Consider the following 23,049-nt stretch of genomic DNA (forward strand, 5'->3'; position numbering starts at 1 on the left):
TGCCCGCCTCTCGTGTGAGGGGCGGGCACAGTGCCGTGCGCGGGCAGGGCCGGGTGCGGGCGCCGGGCTGTCCGGACTACGCCCGGCTGCGAGCGGGTGCGGGCGCGGTGCTCAGGCGGACCACCATCTCCGGGGCCACCAGGACGCTGCCGGGTGCGCCCGAGCGGTTGTCCGGGGTGTCGTCGAGCTGGGCGACGAGGAGCTCGAGCCCGCGTCGGCCGAGCCCGCCGAAGTCCTGGCGGACCGTGGTCAGCGGCGGCACCAGATAGGACGCCTCCGGGATGTCGTCGAAACCGACCACGCTGATGTCCTCGGGCACCCGGCGGCCCGCCTCGTGCAGCGCCCAGAGCAGGCCGAGCGCCATGTGGTCGTTCGCGCAGAACACCGCCGTGACGTCCGGGTCCGCTGCCAGCTGCCGGCCGGCCTCGTACCCCGAACGGGAGCTCCAGTCGCCGGGCAGCGGGCGGGGTGCGGCCACGCCGGCATCGGCGAGCGTGGCGGACCAGCTCTCGGCGCGGTGCCGGGCCTCCAGCCAGCTCGGTGGGCCCGAGACGTGGTGCACCGTGCGGTGCCCGAGATCGAGCAGGAACCGCGTCGCCGCCCTGGCGCCTGCGATGTTGTCCGCGGCCACCGTGGGCACCCGGACCTGGCCGGACGTACCGAGGCGAACGACCGGGACGCTCACCGAGATGTGGGCCAGCGGGTCCGCCGCGGAGGTCTGGGGCGCGATCAGCACGATGCCCTCGACGCCCTGGTCGCGCAGGCGGTCGACGGCCTCCTGTACCGATCGGGCGTCCAGTGCGCGCGGCGAGACGATGCTGATGTAGTAGCCCGCCGCGCGAGCGGCCCGCTCGATGCCGTAGAGCATCGAGGCCGGGCCGAACAGCGTGGTGTCGAAGCTCACCACGCCGAGCATGTTCGACTTCCGGGTGACCAGCGTGCGGGCTGCCGAGTTCGGGCGGTAGCCCAGCTCCCGGATCGCCGAGAGCACGCGGTCGCGGGTGGCCGGGCGTACGTTCGGGTGATCGTTGAGAACCCGGGAGACGGTCTGGTGCGAGACTCCGGCCAGCGCCGCGACGTCGGCCATCACCGGCTGGCGGGGCCCGGCGGCAGCGGCCTCCTCCGACCTGCCCTGTCGACCTGCGGCGGTGCTCATGATCTCCGCTCCGTCCTGAGTTTGTGGATCACTCTCACGAGCCTACCGAGAGCGCGGGCGCGCTCCGGTTGGCGCCCCGGCACCGGCGCCGCCGGCCAGGCAACCGTCACAGCTCGCAGCGGCCGACGACACGCCGCGCCTCCGCACCGGGTGGGTGTGCGGAGGCGCGGCCGGTCGTCAGCCGACGGTGAGGACGGTGACCGAGTACGGCGGGAAGGCGCGGGTGAAGGAGCTGCCGAGCCCGGTCCTCGCACCACTCCGGGTACTCGAGCAGTCCAACCGGATGGACGAGGGCTTCAGCGCCTTGAGTTGTCGAGCTTCACCCAGGCGGACACCGAGAACGACTTCGAGGTGTCCACCACGGGTGCGGCGATGTCCGCGTCGGCGGTGGAGGATCCGGTCAGGCCCAGGCTGTGCGAGCCGACCTGGCCGACGGTGTGGGTCGCGCCCGACCCGAGTGTCGCGGTGTGCGCGTTCACCGGATTCTGATCCGGTGGCGCATGGGGATCCCTTGCTGGTGGGTGGCAAAGGGAAGGTGCCATGGCGCCGGTCCTGCGGGCGCCATGGCACCGGTGGTGGTGCTGGTGGTGTTTTCTTGCTGGTCCCCCGTGCGTGGTCCCCCGTTGAGCCCGCCGCCGTCCGTCAGGAGCGGCGGCGGGCCGTCATGATGCGCTGCAGCAGGACGAAGACGAAGAGCAGCGTGCCGACCGCGATCTTCGTCCACCAGGAGCTGAGCGTGCCCTCGAAGGTGATGATGGTCTGGATCACGCCGAGCACCAGGACGCCCAGCACCGTGCCCAGGACGTATCCCGAACCGCCGGTGAGCAGCGTCCCGCCGATCACCACGGCCGCGATGGCGTCCAGTTCGGTGCCGACCAGGTGCAGGCTGTAGCCCGACAGGGTGTACAGCGTGAAGAGCACGCCGCCGAGCGCGGAGCAGAGCCCGCTGACGGTGTAGGCCCGGATGACGGTCCGTCCGACCGGCACGCCCATGAGCAGCGCCGACTGCGGGTTGCCGCCGACGGCGTACACCGCCCTGCCGAACCGGGTGTAGTGCAGCACGACGAACGCGGCCGCCACCACCGATACGGCGATCACCACCGACCACGAGACGAACACCCCGCCGGGCAGCGTCAGATGGCTCTGCGCCAGGGTGGTGAACAGGTGGTCGGAGATCGGGATGGAGTCGGTGCTGATCAGGTAGCAGAGGCCCCGGGCGAAGAACATGCCCGCCAACGTGGCGATGAACGGCTGCACTTCGAAGTGGTGGATGGCGTACCCCATCCCGGCGCCGAACAGCCCGCCGACCACCAGGACCAGCGGGATCACCAACAGCGGTGGCCAGCCCTGACGTTCGACCAGGTCGGCACAGAGCATGGTGCTGAGCGCCCCGACCGCGCCGACCGAGAGGTCGATCCCGCCGGTCAGGATCACGAAGGTCATGCCGACGGCGATCACCAGCAGGTGGGCGTTGTCGACGAAGAGGTTGGCCAGGACCTGGCCGGAGAGGAAGCCGTAGTAGCGGTAGCTGCCGGCCTCCAGAGTGAGCGCGAAGAGCGCGGTGGTGGCGAGGACCGGGAGGTAGCCCCGGCGCTGTGCGGCGAACTCCCGCAGGGACGTCGTACTCATGCCGCCGTGGCCTCCTTCTTCCCTGGCTTGGCTTCGACGACACCGGCACGGCGGCGGGCCCGGCCGGGGAGCACCTTGGCGCGGAAGGCCGGGGACTGCAGCAGGCACACTGCGGTGACCACCAGGGCCTTGAACACCAGGGTGGTCTCCGGCGGCACGCCGATCGTGTAGACGGTCGTGGAGAGGGTCTGGATGACGAGCGCTCCGACGGCCGTACCGCCGAGGTGGAAGCGGCCCCCGGAGAGCGAGGTCCCGCCGATCACGACGGCCAGGATGGCGTCGAGCTCGATCCACAGACCGGCGTTGTTGCCGTCCGCCGACGCGACGTTGGAGCTGATCATCAGCCCGGCGCCGGCCGCGCACAGGGCGCAGAAGGCGTACACCGTGACCGTGAGGCCCCGCGCCCGGATGCCGACCAGCCGGCTGGCCTCGCGGTTTCCGCCGACCGACTCGAGCAGCAGGCCGAGCGCGCTGCGTCGAACCGTGAGACCGGTCAGTACCAGCACTGCCGCCGCGATCAGGACCGAGAGCGGCAGGCCGAGTTCGTAGCCGCCGCCGATCAGGTGGTACGGCTCGCTGTTGACGGTGATGATCTGTCCGCCGGTGATCATCTGGGCGACACCGCGCCCGGCGACCATCAGCACCAGGGTGGCGATGATCGGCTGCATCCCGGCTCCCGCCACCAGCAGGCCGTTCCAGATCCCGAGGGCGACGCAGACCGCCAGCGCGAGCAGCACGGCCAGCACGACCGCCCCGCTGTCCTTCTGGTTCGTCAGGTGACTGATGTTCAGGCAGGCGACGGCTCCGGAGATGGCCACCAGGGCGCCGACCGAGAGGTCGATGCCGCCGGTGGCGATGACCAGCGTCATCCCGAGGGCGACCAGCAGCAGCGGCGAGCCGAGGCGCAGGATGTCGATCAGGCTGCCGTAGAGGTGGCCGTCACGGACCCGGATGCTGAGGAAGTCCGGCGAGTAGATCACGTTGGTGACGAGCAGTGCGGCCAGCAGGGCCACCGGCCAGAACAGTCGGTGGCCTAGGAGTTGCCTCATCAGTGGGCACCTCCGCTCGCGATGGTCTCCATGAGCCGGTCCAGGGTGAGTTCGGGAGTGTTGGGGAGCGTCGCCACGAGCTCGTGGTCGCGCAGCACGCCGACGGTGTCGGAGAGGCGCAGGACCTCTTCGAGTTCGGCGGAGATGTAGAGGACTGCCATGCCGTCCTCGGCCAGCGAGGCGACCAGCTTCTGGATCTCGGTCTTGGCGCCGATGTCGATGCCACGGGTGGGCTCGTCCAGGATCAGCAGCTTGGGTTCGGTGATCAGCCAGCGCGCGAGCAGGACCTTCTGCTGGTTGCCGCCGCTGAGGTTGCGGACCAGGGCCGAGGGGTCGGCCGGATGGACGTGCAGCGCCTTGATCCACTTGTCGACCAGTTCGTCGGCCCGGCGGGTCGGCAGCGGCCTGGTCCAGCCGCGGGAAGCCTGCAGGGCGAGCAGGATGTTCTCGCGGACGGTGAGGTCCGGGACGATGCCCTCCGTGCGGCGGTTCTCGGAGCAGAACGCGATGCCGTGCCGGATCGCGGCCCGCGGGCTGCGCAGGCTGACGCTCTGTCCGGCGACGGAGATCTTGCCGGTGTCCGCGTGGTCGGCCCCCGCGATCAGCCGGGCGGCCTCGGAGCGCCCGGCGCCGAGCAGGCCGGCCAGGCCGACCACCTCTCCCGGGTGCAGGGCCAGGTCGAACGGCTCCACCGCGCCCTTGCGCCCGAGGCCGTGCGCGGCCACGTACGGCTCGCCGGCCGCACCGGACTCCCGGCCCGTCCGCTGGTGGTCGGAGACCTCCAGCTCGCCGAGTTCCTGGCCCAGCATCGCCGCGACCAGCTCCAGTTGGGGCAGCTCGGCGGTCAGGTACTCCCCCACCAGCTGCCCGTCGCGCAGGACGGTGATCCGGTCGCAGACCTCGTAGACCTGGTCGAGGAAGTGCGTGACGAAGAGGATCGCCACGCCCTCCTCGCGCAGCCGGCGGATGACCGTGAAGAGCCGCGCGACCTCGTCGCGGTCGAGGCTGGAGGTGGGCTCGTCCAGGATCAGGACCTTCAGCCCGCCGACGCCGCCGTCCTCGGTGTCCACGGCTCGGGCGATGGCGACCATCTGCTGCAACGCGAGTGGCAGGGTGCCGACTTCGGCCCGTACGTCGATGTCGAGGTCCAGGCTGCGCAGCAGCTCGGCCGCCTTGCGGCGCAGGGCGGACCAGTGGATGCCGCCGAGGCGGCGCGGTTCACGTCCGAGGAAGAGGTTCTCCGCGACCGAGAGGTTCGGGCAGAGGTTCACCTCCTGGTAGACGGTGCTGACTCCGGCTCCCTGTGCCTGCAGCGGGCCGCCGAAACGGACCGGCGCGTCGGCGAGGACGATCTCGCCGGCCTCCGCGGTGTGGACGCCGGTGAGTACCTTGATCAGGGTCGACTTCCCGGCGCCGTTCTCGCCCATCAGGGCGTGCACCTCGCCGGCGAATAGCCGGAGGTCGACGCCGGACAGAGCCTGGAATCCGGCGAACTCCTTGCTGATACCGGTCATTTCGAGGACCGGGCTGGCGGACTGTGGCGCCGGCATGGTTGCTCCTCTCCTCGCCTGGTGGCCGGGGCCCTGTGCGGGCCCCGGCGGGGTGGTCAGTACTGGCGGTTGGGGAGCTCGGCGGCGGCCTGGTCCTTGGTGAAGACGCCCTCCTTGGAGAGGACCCGGTCGGACACGTCCTGCTTGTCGTGGATCTTCTGGACCAGGTCCATGATCTGCGGGCCGATCAGCGGGTTGCACTCGACGACCTCCTCGATCTTGCCGTCGGCCATCGCCTGGAAGGCGTCCTTGATGCCGTCGATCGAGACGATCTTGATGTCCGTGCCCGGCTTGAGGCCGGCCTCCTCGATGGCCTGGATGGCGCCGACGGCCATGTCGTCGTTGTGCGCGAAGAGGATGTTGATGTCCTTGTGCGCCTTGAGGAAGGCCTCCATGACCTCCTTGCCCTTGGCGCGGGTGAAGTCACCGGTCTGGTCGGCGATGATCTTGAACTTCGGGTCCTTGAGGACGACGTCCTCGAAGCCCTTCTTCCGGTCGAGCGCCGGGGCCGATCCGGTGGTGCCCTCGAGCTCGGCGATGTTCACCGGCCCGGTCGCGCTCTTCTCGGCGTCCACCAGCCACTGCCCGGCGCTGGTGCCCTCCTTGACGAAGTCCGACCCGATGAACGACTTGTAGAGCGTCTTGTCCTGGGTGTCGACGGCCCGGTCGGTGAGGATGACCGGGATGCCGGCCGCCTTGGCCTCCTTCAGGACGGTGTCCCAGCCCGTGGTGACCACCGGCGAGAAGCCGATGACGTCCACCTTCTGCTGGATGAAGGACCGGATCGCGGCGATCTGGTTCTCCTGCTTCTGCTGGGCGTCCGAGAACTTCAGCTCGAAGCCGGCCGCCTTCGCCGCGTCCTGGATCGACTTGGTGTTCGCGGAGCGCCAGCCGCTCTCGGCGCCGACCTGCGAGAAGCCGAAGACGAGCTTGTGCTGACCGCCCGCGTCGGCGGAGCCCGCGGGGGCCTTCTTGCCGTCGCAGGCGGCCAGCGAGACGGTCAGCGCGGCGGCGACCGCGACGGCGCCGAAGGTTCTGCTGATGGAACGGGACATCGTGCTCTCCTTGATGATGGCGGATCAGTGAGCGTTGTCTGAAGTGCGATCGGTGATGCTCCGGCCCCGGAGGGCGGCCGAGGGGCGGGCGCCGACCGGCACGGTCGACGGGCCTCGAAGGCCGGCCACCGCCCCCGCCGCGAATGGCGATCCTCGGTGTCTGCGGGTACGCGCCGCTCGGGCGGCGGGCGAGCGTGCGGGCGCCGGACGGGACGGGTGCGACGTGAGTGGATCTTCCGCTCCCCACCGATGGCGCCGGGAGGGGCTGCGGCCGCCACGGGGTCGCCCGTGGAAGCGGGGGAACGGGCGGTCCCGGGCGGCCGCAGCCGTGCGGGGCAGCGGGCCCGGCCGGTCGCCTATTTGACCGTGAGGCCCCACTGCCTGGCCAGGACCCCGCCCTGCGGGTCACCAGGAGCGGTCCCGAAGGCCGACCGGCGGAAGGCGGCTCTGCCGGTCAGCTCCGCGGACGCCTCGGACGAGAAGCGGGTCGCGCCGACGGCGGCTCCGGTGGAGCTCATCTTTGATCTCCGTACTCGGTGGGGTCTACGGGCAATGTGGCAGTTGGCGCTGACAATGAACCGTCGAGAAAGCGCGCCGACAGGTCACGGGGGCGCGCCTTGAAAGCTGCCGCAATTGAGCCCCTGTCAGTGTCCGGATCACTACCGACGTGTGAATTGTTATCGCTAACATTCTGTCCGTCAATGCCTTGTGCAGGTCACATTCGGGTCTCGCCAGGACACCCGGGCTCGCGGAATCCCCGTCCGCTTCCGGGCAAGGCGCGGAGGGAAAGGCGCGAAGGGAAAGGTGGGGGATCGGGGGACGCAGACAGGGCGATATTCGACGACATGCCTGCCTCGGCTCCGACCATGCGTCACATTGTGGAGAAGCAATAGCGGGTGGTGCTGCGGTACTCCTCACCGGGGCGCAGCACCGTGGACGGATAGTCGGGGTGGTGCGGCGAGTCGGGGAAGTGCTGGGTCTCCAGCGCGACACCCGCGTACGCCTCCGTACCGTCGGCCGCCGACACCGCTGATGGTCCCGTCGAAGTGGTTGCCGGTGTAGATCTGAAGGCCCGGCTCGGTGGTCAGGCGCTCGAGTCGCCGCCCACTTTCCGGGGTGGCTCAGGACGGCGGCGCGGCGCGGTGAAGTGGCCGCTCGCAGTGCCCAGTTGTGTCGATCGGCAGTTCCGCGCGGGCGATCCGGTTGGCGTACCGGCCCACGGTGGCGCCGAAGTAGCGGGCCGGGCCGATCGGATCGGCTACCGTCGCGGCGCCCAGGACGACGTTGGCCCGCCGCCCCTCCCGGTCGGGAGCGCGCAGCATGTGCAGGGTCGCACCGAGGTCGAGCATCTCCACCGTGACCGCGCTCTCGCAGCCGAACGTCCGGCACCTGATGGTCCGTCCGTCCGGGAGGACGGCATACGGCTCGTGCCGGACGGACAGTGCGGCGGTCATGCTGCTGCGTTTTCGAGGGTGGGACATGGTGCTGTGGCGGCGCCCCGCCGGCGCCGGGCGCCGCCACGTCGGGGTGTCAGAAACCCTGGGCCAGCCGGTGGTAAGCCTGGTTCCAGCGGATCTCCTTGGTGAACTGGCGCATCGTGGTGTCCGCGTCGATGAGCAGCAGTTCGGTGCCGACCATCTCCGCGAGGTCGGTCAGCTCCTCGGCGCCGATCGCGCTGGAGAGCACGGTGTGGTGCGGGGCCCCGGCGGTCAGCCACGCCTCGGCGGAGGTCCGCAGGTTCGGCCGCGGCTTCCAGACGGCGCGGGCGACCGGCAGGTTCGGCAGCGGCTCGGCGGGCTCGACGACGTCGATCTCGTTGGCCACCAGCCGGAACCGGTCGCCCATGTCGGCCAGGCCCACCACCACGGCCGGCCCGGTCTGCGCGTCGAAGACCATCCGGACGGGGTCCTCGCGGCCGCCGATGCCCAGCGGGTGGATCTCGAGCGTGGGCGTCTCGGACGCGATGCTCGGGCAGACCTCCAGCATGTGGGCGCCGAGGATGACCTCCTGACCGGGCTCCAGGTGGTACGTGTAGTCCTCCATGAAGGACGTGCCGCCGGGCAGCCCGGCGGCCGCCGCCTTGAGCGTGCGCAGCAGGACGGAGGTCTTCCAGTCGCCCTCGCCGCCGAAGCCGTAGCCGTCGGCCATCAGGCGCTGCACGGCGAGGCCGGGCAGCTGGCGCAGACCACCGAGGTCCTCGAAGTTGGTGGTGAAGGCGTTGAAGCCGCCTTCGTCCAGGAACCCGCGCAGGCCGAGCTCGATCCGCGCCGCGTAGCGCAGCGACTCGTGGCGGTCGGCGCCGTGGCGGAGTTCGGCCGACACCCGGTAGGTGTCCTCGTACTCCTTCACCAGCTCGGTGATCGCGTCGTCCGCGACCGCGTCGACCGCGTCGACCAGGTCGTTGACGCCGTAGGTGTTGACCGAGACGCCGAACCGCCGCTGCGCCTCGACCTTGTCGCCCTCGGTGACGGCGACATCGCGCATGTTGTCGCCGAAGCGGGCGAGCTTCAGGGTGCTGAGCTCGGCGCGGCCGGCGGCGGCGCGGACCCAGGAGCCGATCCTGGCGGCCACCGACGGGTCGCTCACGTGGCCGGCGACGGTCTTGCGGGCCACCCCGAGGCGGGACTGGATGTAGCCGAACTCGCGGTCGCCGTGGGCCGCCTGGTTCAGGTTCATGAAGTCCATGTCGATGGACGCCCACGGCAGCGCGACGTTCGCCTGGGTGTGCAGGTGCAGCAGCGGCTTGCGCAGCGCGTCGAGTCCGGCGATCCACATCTTCGCCGGGGAGAAGGTGTGCATCCAGGCGATCAACCCGACGCAGTCGTCGGAGGCGTTGGCCTCCAGACAGACGCGGCGGATCGCGGAGGCGTCGGTGAGCACGGGCATCCACCGGACCTTGACCGGCAGGCCGGTACCGTCGCCCAGCGCGTCGGCGATCTGCCGGGACTGCTCGGCGACCTGCCGCAGGGTGTCCTCGCCGTAGAGCCCCTGGCTTCCGGTGAGGAACCAGACCTCGCGGCCTTCGAGTGACGTCACTTCAGGACTCCTTAGCCGGCCACGGACTGCTGGCCGTACACGTTCTGGTAGCGGTGGTTGAGGCTGTCGATGTCCGCCTGGGCGATCGGCAGCGGCTCGCCGAGCTGGCGGGAGATGTGGACCGTGCGGGCGACGTCCTCGCACATCACGGCCGCCTTGACCGCCGCCTTCGCGTCCTTGCCGACGGTGAAGACGCCGTGGCTCTTCATCAGCACGGCCGGGGAGCGGTGGCCGCTGAGCGTCTCGACGATGCCCCTGCCGATCGAGTCGTCGCCGATCAGGGCGAACGGGCCGACCGGGATCTCGGCGCCGAACTCGTCGGCCATCGCGGTCAGTACGCAGGGCACGGCCTCGCCGCGCGCCGCCCAGGCGCAGGCGTACGTCGAGTGGGTGTGCACCACTCCCCCGACCTCGGGCATGTGCCGGTAGACGTACGCGTGGGCGGCGGTGTCGGAGGAGGGCGAGTAGTCGCCCTCGACGACCTTGCCGTCCAGGTCGCAGAGGATCATGTTCTCCGGCGACAGCTCGTCGTACGAGACGCCGCTCGGCTTGATCACCAGCAGGTCGTGGCCGGGCACCCGGGCGGAGACGTTGCCGGCGGTCCAGACGACCAGGTTGTAGCGCACCAGCTCCTGGTGCAGTTCGCTGACGTGGCGGCGCAGCAGCGCCACGGTGTCGGGCAGGGTGCTCACAGGGTCAGACCTCGCTGTTCGGGCTGGCGGCGGTGGCTGCCGCGGCGGCGGTCAGGGCGGCGTTGCGGATCGAGCGCAGGCGGTGCAGCGCCTTGTCGGGCCCGGTGCCGAAGTGGTCGTGCAGCAGCCGGTACTCGGCGTACAGGGCGTCGTACGCGTCGGCCCGGTCCGGGTCGGGCGTGTAGGCGGCGCGCTCGACGCGACCCATCGCGGCGGCGCCCGCACGGACGTTTGGGTAGGCCCCCGCCGCGACGGCCGCGTGGATGGCGGAGCCCACCGCGGGGCCCTGGGTGGAGACCGCGAGCGAGACCGGGCGGCGCAGCACGTCCGCGTAGATCTGCATCAGCAGCGCGTTCTTCTTCAGGCCGCCGGTGACGATGAACTCGGTCACCGGGACGCCGCCCTGCTCCAGGGCGTCGACGATGGCGCGGGTGCCGAAGGCGGTGGCCTCCAGCAGAGCGCGGTAGATCTCCTCCGGACGGGTGGCCAGGGTGAGCCCGACGATGACGCCGGAGAGATGGTGGTCGACCAGGGTGGAGCGGTTGCCGTTCATCCAGTCCAGCGCCACCAGGCCGTGGCCGCCGACCGGCTGGTCCGCCGCCTTGCGGGTGAGCAACTGGTGGATGTCCTCGCCGAGTTCGGCCGCCTCTGCGAGGTAGTCGGCGGGTACGCCCTGGCCGGTCCACCACGCGAAGATGTCGCCGACCGCGCTCTGCCCGGCCTCGTAGCCGTAGCTGCCGGCGATGATGCCGCCGTCGACCACACCGCAGATGCCGGGGACGTCCGCCAGGGTGGACCCGTTGACGACGTGGCAGGTGGAGGTGCCCATGATGGCGAGGAGCCGGCCGTTCTCGACGGCCTGGGCCGCGGGGGCGGCGACGTGCGCGTCGACGTTGCCGGCGGCCACCGCGACGCCCTCGGGCAGGCCGGTCCAGGCGGCGGCCTTCGCGGTCAGCGAGCCGACCCGGGAGCCGAGCGGGGAGAGCGGGTGGTCGAGCCGGGTGGCGGCGAAGTCCGCGAAATCGGGGTGCAGGGCGGCGAGGTAGTCGGCGCTCGGGTACTGGCCGTCCTGGAAGATGCCCTTGTACCCGGCGGTGCAGGTGTTCCGGGTCTCGGTGCCGCAGAGCTGCCAGACGATCCAGTCGGCCGCCTCGATCCAGCGCTCGATGGCGGCGTAGGTCGGCGGGTCCTCCTCCAGCACCTGGAGCGCCTTGGCGTACTGCCACTCGGCGGAGATCTTCCCGCCGTAGCGCGAGATCCACTTCTCGCCGCGCTGGTGGGCCAGTTCGTTGATCCGGTCGGCCTGGTGCTGCGCCGCGTGGTGCTTCCACAGCTTCGGCCAGGCGTGCGGCCGGGCGGCGAACTCCTCGACCTCGGCGAGCGGGGTGCCGTCGGCCAGCACGGGCAGGACGGTGCAGGCGGTGAAGTCGGTGGCGATGCCGATGACGTCGGCCGGGTCGATGCCGGCTGCGGCAACGGCGGCCGGGACGGCGGTGCGCAGCACCTCGCGCCAGTCGTCGGGGTGCTGGAGGGCCCAGTCGGGCGGCAGCGTGGCCCCGCCGACCGGCAGTGTCCGGTCGATGACGGCGTGGGCGTAGTCGTGGACGGCGGAGGCGAGTTCCTCACCGTCGGCGACCCGCACCACCACGGCGCGCCCGGAGAGCGTGCCGAAGTCGATTCCGACGACGTACTGCTGCGGGTCGTCAGGCGCAGGAGTCACGGTCACGTCATCAGTCCTTCGTCCGGTGCGGGGGTGTCGGTGGGTGGTGGGAGGCAGGCCGCCGAGTCGTCCACCCGGAGGATGTCGGGCTCGGCGGCCTGCGGGCCCGCGCCGCGCCCACCCTCAGAGGTGCGGAACGGGGTCCGGGAAGCACGCCGCCGTTGCCGTCGCCGTGTCCGGGGATGGGCGGCGTCGGGGTCGCGGTGCGGGGCGCTCCGGGAAATTGTGAGCGCTAACAATTAGCCTGTCAAGACATGCCTCGTAACCCGCTGTCAACGGGAACGAAACAAGGTCGTGGCCCGACCTGCCGGCTCCCGAGGGACGACGGCCACCGGTGGCGCGAGATGGATCCTGGCCGGCGGCGCAGCCGTCCTCCCCCTCCTGCTCCTCCTACGGGCCGGCCTCGACAACGGCGACTCGACGCCTCCTGGCGCCACCACGCCGACCGTGACCGCCAACGCCACCACACCGGCCGCCACCAGCACGACGACGCCACCGCGGCCCGACTGCCGCCCCACCCGTCACCCGAGGAGCAACGCACCCGAATCGAACGAGGAGTTCGGTGAGGGCGACGGACGTGCCGACGACCACTCGTTGCCGCACGGCCCTCTCCTCCCTGTTGCGACGGGGCGGGATCGGCTCAGGGCCTGCGCCCCACGTACGCGGAGCCGCCGTTCGTGATCGCTTCGACCTCCGCCGGCGACGCCATGGACACGTCTGCGAGCCCGGTCATGACCAGGGCGTCGTGGGCCGTTCCGCTGGCCAGGGCCCGTTCCAGGCCACGCCGGTCAGCAGGCCGTCGATCAGCCCGGCGGCGAAACCGCCCCCGGAGCCGATGCGGTCCGGGTCGAGCCGAGGCAGCTTCCCGGGAACCGCGCTTGCCCTGGTGCGCGTGCGCGGCCATCGAGTCGGGAATGCGCAAGCCTTGACTGGGCTTCCGCGTCTACTTGATAGTGATGGCCGCACCGCACTCCTGGCGCGGCGACACCGTCGAAACTCTTGGCATTCCCTGTCGACCGCAATTGTTAGCGCTAACAGTCACCCGGAGTACGAAGCCGGATCGGACCGCCCCCAGGGGGGCAGGCGCGCCGCCGATTCGGCCACGGCGAGGCTCTTGGTATCGCACCGAACAAGGGAGTCCATGCATGCTGCCCACCCTTCGCGCTGATCGCCGACCTCTGCGGGAACTGCTCGCCGCCCTCGTCACGGTCGCACTCGCCCTGACCGGCGTCCTCGCCCTTGCCGGCACGTCTCAGGCCGCCACGCAGGAACCGTGTGACATCTACGCCGCGGGCGGCACGCCGTGTGTCGCGGCGCACAGTACGACCCGCGCGCTGTTCGCCTCCTACAGCGGTCCGCTGTACCAGGTGCAGCGGACCTCGGACAGCGCGTCGCAGAACATCGGGGTACTGTCCGCCGGCGGCGTCGCCGACGCCGCGGCGCAGGACTCGTTCTGCGCGGGCACCGTCTGCACCATCACCCGCGTCTACGACCAGACCGGCAACAGCGGCAACACCCTGGTCTACCAGGGTCCCGGCGGGACCGGCGGCGCCGACACGGCCGCCCCCGCGACCACCGAAGCGGTGACCGTAGGCGGCCAGAAGGCGTACGCGCTCTACATCAACCCCGGCAACAGCTACTTCGCCAACGGCTCGGGCGTGCCGACCGGCAGCTCACCCGAGGGCGCATACATGATCACCAGCGGCACCCACGTCAACAACGGCTGCTGCTTCGACTACGGCAACACCGAGACCGACCACCACGCCGACGGCAACGGCGCCATGGACGCGATCAACTTCGGCACGGAATGCTGGTTCGGCGGCTGCAGCGGAACCGGGCCCTGGGTACAGGCGGACCTGGAGAACGGCCTGTTCACCGGCGGCAGCAGGGCGTGGAACCCGAACCAGGTCTCCGAGACCAGCCACTTCGTCACCGCGATGCTCAAGAACAACGGCACCACCCAGATGGCACTCAAGGGCGCCGACGCCCAGTCCGGGAGCCTGACCCAGTTCTACAGCGGCGCACTGCCCAGCGGATACAACCCGATGCACAAGCAGGGCGCCATCATCCTGGGCAGCGGCGGCGACTGCTGCCAGACCAACCGCAACGCGAGCGCGGGCACCTTCTACGAGGGTGCCATGGTCAAGGGCTACCCCTCCGACGCCACCGACGCCGCCGTCCAGGCCAACGTCACCGCGGCCGGCTACCGCACCAACACCACCACCCCCTTCACGCCGGGCGCGAAGGTGTCGCTCCAGGCCACCAGCTCCTGCTGCACCAGCGACTACCTGCAGCACGACACGAGCGACGACAAGGTCGTGATCGCGCCAGTGACCTCCGGCAGTTCCGCCACGGACAAGGGCAACGCCACCTGGATCGTCCGCGCAGGCCTGGCCAACAGCAGCTGCGTCTCCTTCGAGGCGGCCAACGCTTCCGGCAGTTACCTCAGGCACTACGCGTTCCAGCTCCACCTCCAGCCCAATGCCGGCACCAGCCAGTTCGCCGCCGACGCCACCTACTGCCCCAAGCCCGGAAACAGCGGCACGGGCTACTCCCTGCAGTCCTTCAACTACCCGGCCAAGTACGTCCGCCACTACGCCCTGACCGCCTACATCGCGAGCAACGGCGGAACCAACGCCTGGGACTCCGCGTCCTCGTGGGCCCAGGACACCAGCTGGCTCGCCGCCACCCCCTGGAGCTGACCAGCAACCCGCCCCGGGTCCGGTGCCGAAGACCGCCGAATCCGCGCCGGCTCCGGGCACGTCAACCCGACCCCCGCCGCCCGCACAGCCGGGCACCGGGAGTTCGTCGAGGCTCACCTCACACCCCACCCAGTGAAAAGAGTCCTTCATGACCAAGCAACCGTGGATCCGCCGCGCCGGTCGCGCGCTCCTCTCGGCCGGCACAACCGCCGTGCTCGCCGCCGGCCTGCTCACCGCCACGGCCACCACCTCGCAGGCCGCCACCCAGCAGCCGTGCGACATCTACGCCGCGGGCGGCACCCCGTGCGTCGCCGCGCACAGCACCACCCGCGCCCTGTACGCGGGGTACGGCGGCCCGCTGTACCAGGTCAGGCGCGCCTCCGACAGCGCGACCAAGGACATCGGTGTCCTGAGCACCGGCGGATACGCCGACGCCGCCGCGCAGGATGCCTTCTGCGCGAACACCAGCTGCGTCATCACCGTCATCTACGACGAGTCCGGCAAGGGCAACCACCTCACCCAGGCACCCGCGGGCGGAGCCGCCGGCGGGCCGGACAACCTCGCCAACGCCTTCGAGGCGCCGGTCACCGTCGGCGGCCACAAGGCGTACGGCGTCTACGTGGCCCCCGGCACCGGCTACCGCAACGACCACACCAACGGCATCGCCACCGGCGACCAGCCCGAGGGCATGTACGCGATCTTCAACGGCAAGCACTTCAACGACGGCTGCTGCTTCGACTACGGCAACGCCGAGACCAACGACCACGACACCGGCAACGGCCACATGGAGGCCATCTACTTCGGCAACAACAAGGTCTGGGGCTCCGGCAGCGGCAACGGCCCGTGGGTGATGGCCGACCTGGAGAACGGCCTGTTCTCCGGCGTGAACACCCGCTTCAACGCCGGCGACCCCACCGTCACCAACCGGTTCCTGAGCGCCATGGTCAAGGGCGCCCCGAACCAGTGGGCCATCCGCGGCGGCGACGCGCAGTCGGGCAGCCTGTCCACCTTCTACAGCGGCGTGCGCCCCAACGCCTCCGGCTACAACCCGATGCACAAGGAAGGTTCGATCATCCTGGGCATCGGCGGTGACAACAGCAAGGGTGCCCAAGGCACCTTCTACGAAGGCGTGATGACCTCGGGCTACCCCTCGGACGCCACCGAGAACGCCGTACAGGCCAACATCACCGCCGCCGGCTACAGCAGCGCCTCGACCAGCACCGGCTCGCTGACGCCCGGCTCCCGGATCTCCCTCCAGGCCACCACCGCCCCCTGCTGCACCTCTGACTACCTCCGCCACGACGACGCCGACAACAAGGTCGTCATCTCCACCATCAACTCCTCCAGCTCGGCCACCGACAAGGCCGACGCCACCTGGATCGTCCGCGCCGGCCTGGCCAACACCTCCTGCCTGTCCTTCGAGTCCGTCGACAACCCCGGCCAGTTCCTGCACCACTACAACTACGAGCTCTACCTGAGCGCCGACACCGGCAGCGGCTCCTTCGCGCAGGACGCCACCTTCTGCCCCACCACGGGCAACAGCGGGGTCGGCCACTCCTTCCAGTCCGTCAACTTCCCGACGAAGTACCTCCGCCACTACAACTTCACGGCCTACATCGCCAGCAACGGCGGAACCAACGCCTGGGACTCCACGTCCTCGTGGGCCCAGGACACCAGCTGGCTCACCGCCTCTCCCTGGAGCTGACGGAAACACTGTCCGGCGCGGCCGGGTGTGATGACGGTGCCGTCGGCGTCGAGCAGCTCCTGCTGGTCGACGCCGACGGCACCGTTCCACGTCCCGGCCCCCCTTCCTGCCAGGGGAGCACCGAATGAGCACCGTGGCCCTGACCTTCGACGACGGCCCACACCCCGACAGCACGCCCGCCCTGCTCGACGCGCTGACCCGGGCCGGCGTCCGGGCCACCTTCTTCGTGTGCGGCGACCAGGTCGTCCGTCACCCGGAGTTGCTGGGCGCCCTGCACGAGGCCGGGATGTGGCTGGGCAACCACAGTCACACCCACCCGCACCTGACGGGCCTCGACGACCACGCGCTGCGGCGTGAACTCCGGTTGCCACAACGGCTGTTGCACCGAATGACCGGCAGCTACCCGACCCTCTTCCGCCCACCCTACTGCGACACCGACGCCCGGGTGCGCGGCGCCGCGGCGGCACTCGGACTCACCGAGGTGCTGTGCACCACCGACACCCGTGACTGGGCGGGCGCCGACGCCGAGGCCATCGTGCGCGCAGCCCGGGACGAACCGCCGGGCGGCGTGGTGCTGATGCACGACCACGGCCGCCAGAGCACCGTCGAGGCCGTACCACATCTGCTGGCGGCCTGGGCCGAGCGGGGACTGCGGCCGGGACCGGTCCCGCCTCGATGACGGCGCCACAGCCGACAGTTGACGACTCTCCGTCACAGTGAGGAGCCACCTTGCCCTACAGCATCCGCGCGGGCGGCCTGGAACGGCACACCGCCGCAGAGGTCCTGCGCGTCGAGCCCTGGGGACCGGACGCCGTCCGCGTGCGGGCCTCGGCCGGGACCATCGACCCCGCTGCCCCCGGTGCGCTGGAGAGCCCTTCGCCCTCCCCGCACGCCGAGCTGTCGGTATCGGACGACGGCTGTGCCCGCCTGGTCAACGGACGCCTCGCGGTCGAGGCCTCCACGGACGGCCGACTGACGTTCCGTCATGCCACGTCGGGCCGCGAACTGCTCGCCGAGAAGAGCCCGCACGCGCATCCCGCCGGCCATCGCGTCCACGCGGCGGCCGGCCGGACGGAGCAGCACTTCGCGGCCTACGGCGGTGAACGGCTGCACGGCCTGGGCCAGCATCCGCACGGGCACCTGGACCAGAAGGGCCGTGTGATCGACCTCGTCCAGAGCAACACCGTGGCCGCCATCCCCTTCCTGCACTCCTCGCGCGGCTACGGACTGCTGTGGAACAACCCCGCCACCGGCCGCGTCGAACTGGGTGCCGACACCACCGGGTGGAGCGCCGACGCCGGTGGGCGCATCGACTACTGGATCACCGCCGGCGACACCCCGGCCCGGATCCTGGACTCCTACACCCGGGCCACCGGCCGCCCGCCGCTCCTGCCCGAATGGGCGTCCGGTTTCTGGCAGTCGAAGCTGCGCTACCGCACCCAGGACGAACTCCTGGCCGTGGCACGGCAGTACAAGGAGCGTGGACTGCCGCTGTCCGTCATCGTCTGCGACTTCTTCCACTGGCCGAGGATGGGCGACTGGCGCTTCGAGGAGAGCGAATGGCCCGACCCCGCCGCCATGGTCGAGGAACTGACGGACCTCGGGGTGAGACTCGCCGTCTCGGTGTGGCCCACCGTCGAGCCCGGCAGTGACACCCACGACGAGCTGCGTTCGGCCGGGCACCTCGTGCGGGACGCCGACGGCGGCTTGCTCACCTACCCGTGGCCGTCGCGGTACAGCGGGGATGCGCTGATCCGCCCCATGGCCTACTACGACGCCACCCACCCCGGCGCCCGCGCCGCGCTGTGGCAGCGGCTGAACGACAACTACCGCTCTCTGGGCGTGGCGTGCTTCTGGCTGGACGCGTGCGAGCCCGACCTGCCCCGGGACCGGGCCGACCGCGCGGTCTACGCGGCCGGCCGGGCCGCCGAGGCCGCGAACCTCTACCCGCTGGAGCACACCCGCGCGGTGGCCGACGGCCTGCGCGCGGCGGGTGAGGACCGGCCGCTGTCGCTGGTCCGCTCCGCCTGGGCCGGCAGCCAGCGGCACGGGGCGCTGCTGTGGTCCGGCGACATCCCCACCACCTTCGACTCCCTCGCGCGCCAGATCAGGGCCGGGCTGAACGTCGCGATGAGCGGCATCCCCTGGTGGAACACCGACATCGGCGGCTTCTTCGGCGGCGCCCCGGACGACCCCGCGTACCGCGAACTGCTGATCCGGTGGTTCCAGTACGGCACCTTCAGCCCCGTCATGCGGCTGCACGGGGACCGCGAGCCCAACCACCCCACGTTCTCCGCGGACATGACCGGCGGGCCGAACGAGCTCTGGTCGTACGGGGACGAGGCCTACGGCATCCTCCGTGACCACCTGTTGCTGCGCGAGCGTCTGCGCCCCTACCTGAGGCAACTGTCCGAGGACGCCCACCGCACCGGCGCCCCGCCGATGCGCCCGCTGTTCTTCGACTTCCCCGAGGACGAGCAGGCCTGGGACGTGGACGACCAGTTCCTGCTCGGCCCCGACGTGCTGGTGGCACCCGTGTACGAGGCCGGCGCCCGGGCCCGCCGGGTGTACCTGCCGTCCGGCGCCCGCTGGCTCGACCCGGTCAGCGGACAGGTGCTGGAGGGCGGAACGACGCACGACGCCGAGGCCCCGCTGGAACGCATCCCGGTCCTCGTACGGGAAGGGGCCGAGGTCGCGGCCCGGCTCGGCTGAAGCGGCCGGAACAACAGGAACGGCGGGCGAGACCGCGTCACCGTCCACCTGGGTGGCGTCGACGACCGTGATGTTCGCATGGTCGTCGACGTCGACCGTCCGGGTCCGACAGTCGACGACCACGCGGGTCACGGACAGGAAGCAGGTCGGCTGCCGACGCGGACGCGGAACTCACATGGCAAACCCCTCGGGCAGGTTGGGCTCGACGGCGAACGTCGAAGCGCATCGACGCTGACATGAACCAGATTGGCTGTCAACCACCCCTGCACAGAAGGAATTTGGATTTGTTCAGGGCCTTGCTGAACCGGTAACACGCCATTAGTCTCGCCGAAACATCCAAGCGCTTCGACATCCTCCGCGGGGAAGGGCTGGCCCACCATGACCACCGAGCTGAACCGGAGAAGGTTCCTGTCCGCCGGCGCATCGATCGCGGGAGCCGTCGCCATGGCGCCGCTGCTCTCCGCCTGCGGCGGCGGCTCGCACCAGAAGACCGGGGCGAACACCTCGTCGGGCCTCAAGGTGGCACTACCGGCCTTCGTGCCGAGCACGGCCCTCACGCCGGACATCGCGTCGGTCGCGGGCGGCGCCGACGCGGCGACGGACCCCGGCTTCCTCAGCTACCCGGCCGCCCCGGCCGCCACGGTGTCCGGCCCGCCCGGCAAGGGCGGCAGCTACACGGCGGTCACCCCGCTGTGGGGCACCGTGCCACAGCCCGGCAACTCCTTCTACCAGGCCATGAACAAGGCCCTGGGCGTGAACCTCACCATGAAGCCGGCCGACGGGAACAACTACCACACCATCGTGCCGACCATGACGGCCGCCAAGAAGCTGCCCGACTGGATCAACCTGCCGGCCTGGTGGAACCCCAACTTCAACACGGGCGAGCTGGCCCGGACCCAGTTCGCGGACCTGACACCTCACCTCTCCGGCGACAACGTCAAGAAGTACCCCAACCTGGCCGCCCTCCCCACCGGTGCCTGGCAGACCGGCGTCTGGGGCGACAAGCTCTACGGCATCCCCTGCTTCGCCACCACGTTCCCCGGCCCCGGTGGCGTCTTCCACCGCAGGGACCTCCTCGAATCGCGCGGGATCACCAATGCCCAGGTGAAGTCCCCCGCCGACCTGATGAACCTCGGCAAGGAGCTGACCGACGCCAAGCGCGGCGTGTGGGCCTTCGACGACGTGTGGACCTACCTCTACCCCTCCTTCGGCGCGCCCGTGAAGTGGAAGGTCGACAGCGGCAAGCTGGTCCACCTCTTCGAGACCCAGGAGTTCCTGGAAGCCCTCGACTGGCACTACCGCCTGGCCACCTCCGGGTACATGCACCCGGACGCGCTCGCGGGCGACGGCGCCAACCAGGGCACCCGCTTCTACGCCGGAAAGGTGCTGATCGCGGGCGGCGGGCTGGGTGCCTGGAATCTCGCCGACTACCAGTCCGGTGTCGCCGCCGACCCGAACTACCGGCGCGGTGCCTTCGACATCCTGACCGCCGACGGCAAGAGCACGCCGGTGGCCTACATGGGCGCCCCCAGCAGCATGATCAGCTACCTCAACGCCGACCTGAAGCCGGATCAGATAGCGGAACTGCTCGCGGTGGCGAACTACCTGGCCGCACCGTACGGCTCGGCCGAGTACACGATGACCAACTTCGGGGTCGAGGGCGTCCACCACAATCGGGTCAACGGCGTGCCGACCTTCACCGACGAGGGCAAGAAGAACGTCCAGGCAACCACCTTCCCCTTCCTCTCCTCCGGCTCGTCCGTGATCAGCAACCCGGGCGGCGACGTCGTCACCAAGGACTACTCCGCCTGGCAGGCCGCCAACGTCAAGGCCCTGGTCAAGCCGCCCTTCTGGGCCATGAACTACAGCATGCCGCAGGACATCGCCACAGCCGAGGCGGCGCAGGCCGTCAACGACACCATCATCGACTGCTACCACGGGAAGAAGAAGGTCTCCGACGTCCAGGCGGCGGTCTCCACCTGGAAGTCCGGCCAGGGGGCGCGGCTCAAGCGGTGGATGACCGAGAACGTCCTCGACAAGTACGGCGCCGGCCAGTGAGCACCGCGCGGTCGGAACGCCGGGCAGCGCCCACCCGGTTGAGCCGGCGGATCAGGCTGCGGCGGGACAAGTCGCTGCTACTGATGACGATACCCGCGGTCGTCCTGCTCCTGGTGTTCAACTACGCGCCGCTGTTCGGCCTGGTGACCGCGTTCCAGAGCTACGACCCACTGGTCGGTGTCTGGCACAGCGACTGGGTCGGGCTCGACCAGTTCCAGGCGCTCTTCGGCGACCCGCTGTTCTGGGAGTCGATGAAGAACACGCTGTACCTGAGCTGCGTCCAGCTGGTCCTGTTCTTCCCGATCCCGATCGCGCTCGCCCTGCTGCTCAACTCGGTGCTGAGCGAGCGGATGCGCAACTTCATCCAGTCCGTGCTCTACCTGCCGCACTTCTTCTCGTGGGTGCTGGCCCTGACGATCTTCCAGCAGATGCTGGGCGGCGCCGGCCTGCTCAACCAGTTCCTGCGTCAGCACGGGATCGGCACCTGGGACATCATGACCGACCCGCACACCTTCGCGCTGCTGGTCACCTCCCAGGCGATCTGGAAGGAGGCGGGCTGGGGAATCATCGTCTTCCTCGCCGCGCTGAGTGCGATCAACACCGAGCTGTACGAGGCGGCGGCCGCCGACGGCGCGGGACGGTGGCGGCGGATGTGGCACATCACCCTGCCCGGCCTGCGCGGTGTGGTCATGCTGATGCTGGTGCTGCGCCTGGGCAACGCTCTGTCGGTCGGCTTCGAGCAGTTCCTGATCCAGCGGACGGCGGTCGGCCACGACGCGGCCGACGTGCTGGACACCTTCTCCTTCTACTACGGCATCGCCGCCGGCAACTACAGCTACGGCGCGGCGGCCGGGCTCTTCAAGAGCCTGGTCTCGCTGCTGCTGCTCTGGGGGGCCAACCGGCTGGCGCACGCCTTCGGCGAGGACGGGCTCTACCGGAAATGACCAACACACTCAGCATCGGCCGCGGCAAGCGCACACGCAACGCGGTGACCGCTCCCCCACGCTCCGCCCGGACCGCCCGCCCGCCCTGGCAGGAGCCGCCGACCACGATCGGCCAGGCCGCCAAGGGGCTGACGCTCGGCGGGGTTCTGGCGGTCGTCCTGGTCCCGCTCTGGATCATCGTCGTCACCAGCTTCTCCACCCCCGGGGCCGTCAACCGGGCCGGCGGGATGGTGATCTGGCCGGACGGCCTGACCGTCGAGGCCTACCGCGCGATGCTGGACAACCCGACGGTGCTCACCGCGCTGCTGGTGAGCCTCGGCATCACCGGCGTCGGCACGGCAGTGTCCATGGTGGTGTCGATCCTGTGCGCCTACGGGCTCTCGCGCCCGCGCTCGCTCGGCCACCGCTTCATCCTGCTGCTGCTGGTCGTCACCATGTTCGTCGGCGGCGGCCTGATCCCGACCTTCCTGGTGGTCACCGGACTCGGCGGCTACGACCAGTGGTGGGCACTGATCCTGCCCAGCGCGGTCTCCGTCTTCAACATCCTGGTGCTGCGCGCCTTCTACTCCGAGACCTCCGCCGAACTGATCGACGCGGCCCGGATGGACGGCGCCGGCGACTGGCGGATCCTCTGGTCGGTGGTCCTGCCCACCTCGCGCGCCGTGACCGCGGTGATCGCGCTCTTCTACGGCGTGGGCTACTGGAACTCGTTCTTCAACGTCATGCTCTACATGCCGACCGACAGCCAGAAGTGGCCGCTGCAGTACGTCCTGCTCACCTACGTCAACCGGGGCAACGGAATGCCGGGTTCGGTCAACTCCGGCTTCGGCAGCACACACGCCCAGACCGCGCCGCTCTCCTTGCAGATGGCAGTGGTGGTCCTCACCCTGGTGCCGCTCGTTGTCGTCTACCCCTTCATCCAGAAGCACCTGCGAACCGGCGTGCTGACCGGGGCGATCAAGGGCTGACCCGGCCTCGCCCCCGGTGGCTCGCAGCGAACGGAGCGGTCCCGGCACACACCTCCCCGGCACGCACCTCCCC

General features: G+C 70.4%; 18 protein-coding genes and 2 pseudogenes. 7 read left to right on the forward strand and 13 right to left on the reverse strand.

The window, feature by feature from the left end:
- Positions 1–76: 76 nt before the first annotated feature.
- From ACZ51D_RS01505 to ACZ51D_RS01565, 13 genes and pseudogenes are all read right to left on the reverse strand, one after another.
- Complete coding sequence (locus tag ACZ51D_RS01505; protein ID WP_360501626.1) at positions 77–1,156, reverse strand: LacI family DNA-binding transcriptional regulator; 1,080 nt, start codon at positions 1,154–1,156, stop codon at positions 77–79.
- Between the two features lie 296 nt (positions 1,157–1,452).
- Complete coding sequence (locus ACZ51D_RS01510) at positions 1,453–1,635, reverse strand: hypothetical protein (protein ID WP_465622802.1); 183 nt, start codon at positions 1,633–1,635, stop codon at positions 1,453–1,455.
- Between the two features lie 163 nt (positions 1,636–1,798).
- Positions 1,799–2,785, reverse strand: a complete 987-nt coding sequence (gene yjfF / locus ACZ51D_RS01515) for a galactofuranose ABC transporter, permease protein YjfF (protein ID WP_465660747.1) — start codon at positions 2,783–2,785, stop codon at positions 1,799–1,801.
- A complete protein-coding gene (locus ACZ51D_RS01520; protein ID WP_465622804.1) occupies positions 2,782–3,834 on the reverse strand; it encodes an ABC transporter permease in 1,053 nt (350 codons plus the stop codon). The genes yjfF and ACZ51D_RS01520 overlap by 4 nt, the downstream gene beginning before the upstream one ends.
- A complete protein-coding gene (locus ACZ51D_RS01525) occupies positions 3,834–5,384 on the reverse strand; it encodes a sugar ABC transporter ATP-binding protein (protein WP_465622806.1) in 1,551 nt (516 codons plus the stop codon). Before ACZ51D_RS01525 ends, ACZ51D_RS01520 begins: the two co-directional genes overlap by 1 nt.
- A gap of 56 nt (positions 5,385–5,440) precedes the next feature.
- Positions 5,441–6,439: an ABC transporter substrate-binding protein gene (locus ACZ51D_RS01530; protein WP_465660749.1), complete on the reverse strand. Its 999-nt coding sequence runs from the start codon at positions 6,437–6,439 to the stop codon at positions 5,441–5,443.
- A gap of 356 nt (positions 6,440–6,795) precedes the next feature.
- Positions 6,796–6,957 carry a hypothetical protein gene (locus ACZ51D_RS01535; protein ID WP_465660751.1) on the reverse strand — a complete coding sequence of 54 codons (162 nt, stop codon included), beginning with the start codon at positions 6,955–6,957 and terminating at the stop codon, positions 6,796–6,798.
- Positions 6,958–7,310: 353 nt separating this feature from the next.
- Positions 7,311–7,554 (reverse strand): annotated as a pseudogene (locus ACZ51D_RS01540) (aldose epimerase family protein); the annotation flags it as partial.
- A gap of 6 nt (positions 7,555–7,560) precedes the next feature.
- Positions 7,561–7,893 carry an aldose epimerase family protein gene (locus tag ACZ51D_RS01545; RefSeq protein WP_465660753.1) on the reverse strand — a complete coding sequence of 111 codons (333 nt, stop codon included), beginning with the start codon at positions 7,891–7,893 and terminating at the stop codon, positions 7,561–7,563.
- A 76-nt stretch (positions 7,894–7,969) separates the two neighbouring features.
- On the reverse strand, positions 7,970–9,475 hold the full coding sequence (araA, locus tag ACZ51D_RS01550) for an L-arabinose isomerase (protein ID WP_465660755.1): 1,506 nt from the start codon (positions 9,473–9,475) through the stop codon (positions 7,970–7,972).
- 11 nt (positions 9,476–9,486) lie between these two features.
- Complete coding sequence (locus tag ACZ51D_RS01555; protein WP_465660757.1) at positions 9,487–10,167, reverse strand: L-ribulose-5-phosphate 4-epimerase; 681 nt, start codon at positions 10,165–10,167, stop codon at positions 9,487–9,489.
- 4 nt (positions 10,168–10,171) lie between these two features.
- Positions 10,172–11,887 (reverse strand): ribulokinase, encoded by a 1,716-nt coding sequence (locus tag ACZ51D_RS01560; RefSeq protein WP_465661041.1) that lies wholly within the window; start codon positions 11,885–11,887, stop codon positions 10,172–10,174.
- Positions 11,888–12,527: 640 nt separating this feature from the next.
- Positions 12,528–12,730, reverse strand: a pseudogene (locus ACZ51D_RS01565) (sugar kinase); the annotation flags it as partial.
- A 302-nt stretch (positions 12,731–13,032) separates the two neighbouring features.
- Between ACZ51D_RS01565 and ACZ51D_RS01570 the strand changes: the two are divergent.
- The 7 genes from ACZ51D_RS01570 to ACZ51D_RS01600 all read left to right on the forward strand — a co-directional run bounded on the left by ACZ51D_RS01570 (position 13,033) and on the right by ACZ51D_RS01600 (position 22,976).
- Entirely contained in the window at positions 13,033–14,589 is a 1,557-nt protein-coding gene (locus ACZ51D_RS01570; protein ID WP_465660759.1) for an alpha-L-arabinofuranosidase B, read from the forward strand.
- Positions 14,590–14,737: 148 nt separating this feature from the next.
- Positions 14,738–16,294, forward strand: coding sequence for an alpha-L-arabinofuranosidase B (locus ACZ51D_RS01575; RefSeq protein ID WP_465622817.1), 1,557 nt, complete (start codon positions 14,738–14,740; stop codon positions 16,292–16,294).
- A 124-nt stretch (positions 16,295–16,418) separates the two neighbouring features.
- The gene (locus ACZ51D_RS01580) at positions 16,419–16,973 is read left to right on the forward strand and encodes a polysaccharide deacetylase family protein (protein ID WP_465622819.1); all 555 of its coding nucleotides are present in this window, start codon (positions 16,419–16,421) and stop codon (positions 16,971–16,973) included.
- A gap of 50 nt (positions 16,974–17,023) precedes the next feature.
- Positions 17,024–19,006 carry a glycoside hydrolase family 31 protein gene (locus tag ACZ51D_RS01585; protein WP_465660761.1) on the forward strand — a complete coding sequence of 661 codons (1,983 nt, stop codon included), beginning with the start codon at positions 17,024–17,026 and terminating at the stop codon, positions 19,004–19,006.
- A 378-nt stretch (positions 19,007–19,384) separates the two neighbouring features.
- A complete protein-coding gene (locus ACZ51D_RS01590) occupies positions 19,385–21,064 on the forward strand; it encodes an ABC transporter substrate-binding protein (RefSeq protein ID WP_465660763.1) in 1,680 nt (559 codons plus the stop codon).
- Positions 21,061–22,008, forward strand: a complete 948-nt coding sequence (locus ACZ51D_RS01595) for an ABC transporter permease (RefSeq protein ID WP_465622825.1) — start codon at positions 21,061–21,063, stop codon at positions 22,006–22,008. Before ACZ51D_RS01590 ends, ACZ51D_RS01595 begins: the two co-directional genes overlap by 4 nt.
- Positions 22,005–22,976 (forward strand): carbohydrate ABC transporter permease, encoded by a 972-nt coding sequence (locus ACZ51D_RS01600; protein WP_360501666.1) that lies wholly within the window; start codon positions 22,005–22,007, stop codon positions 22,974–22,976. The genes ACZ51D_RS01595 and ACZ51D_RS01600 overlap by 4 nt, the downstream gene beginning before the upstream one ends.
- Positions 22,977–23,049: the final 73 nt, after the last annotated feature.

It is taken from the genome of Kitasatospora sp. NPDC033851, assembly GCF_055576085.1.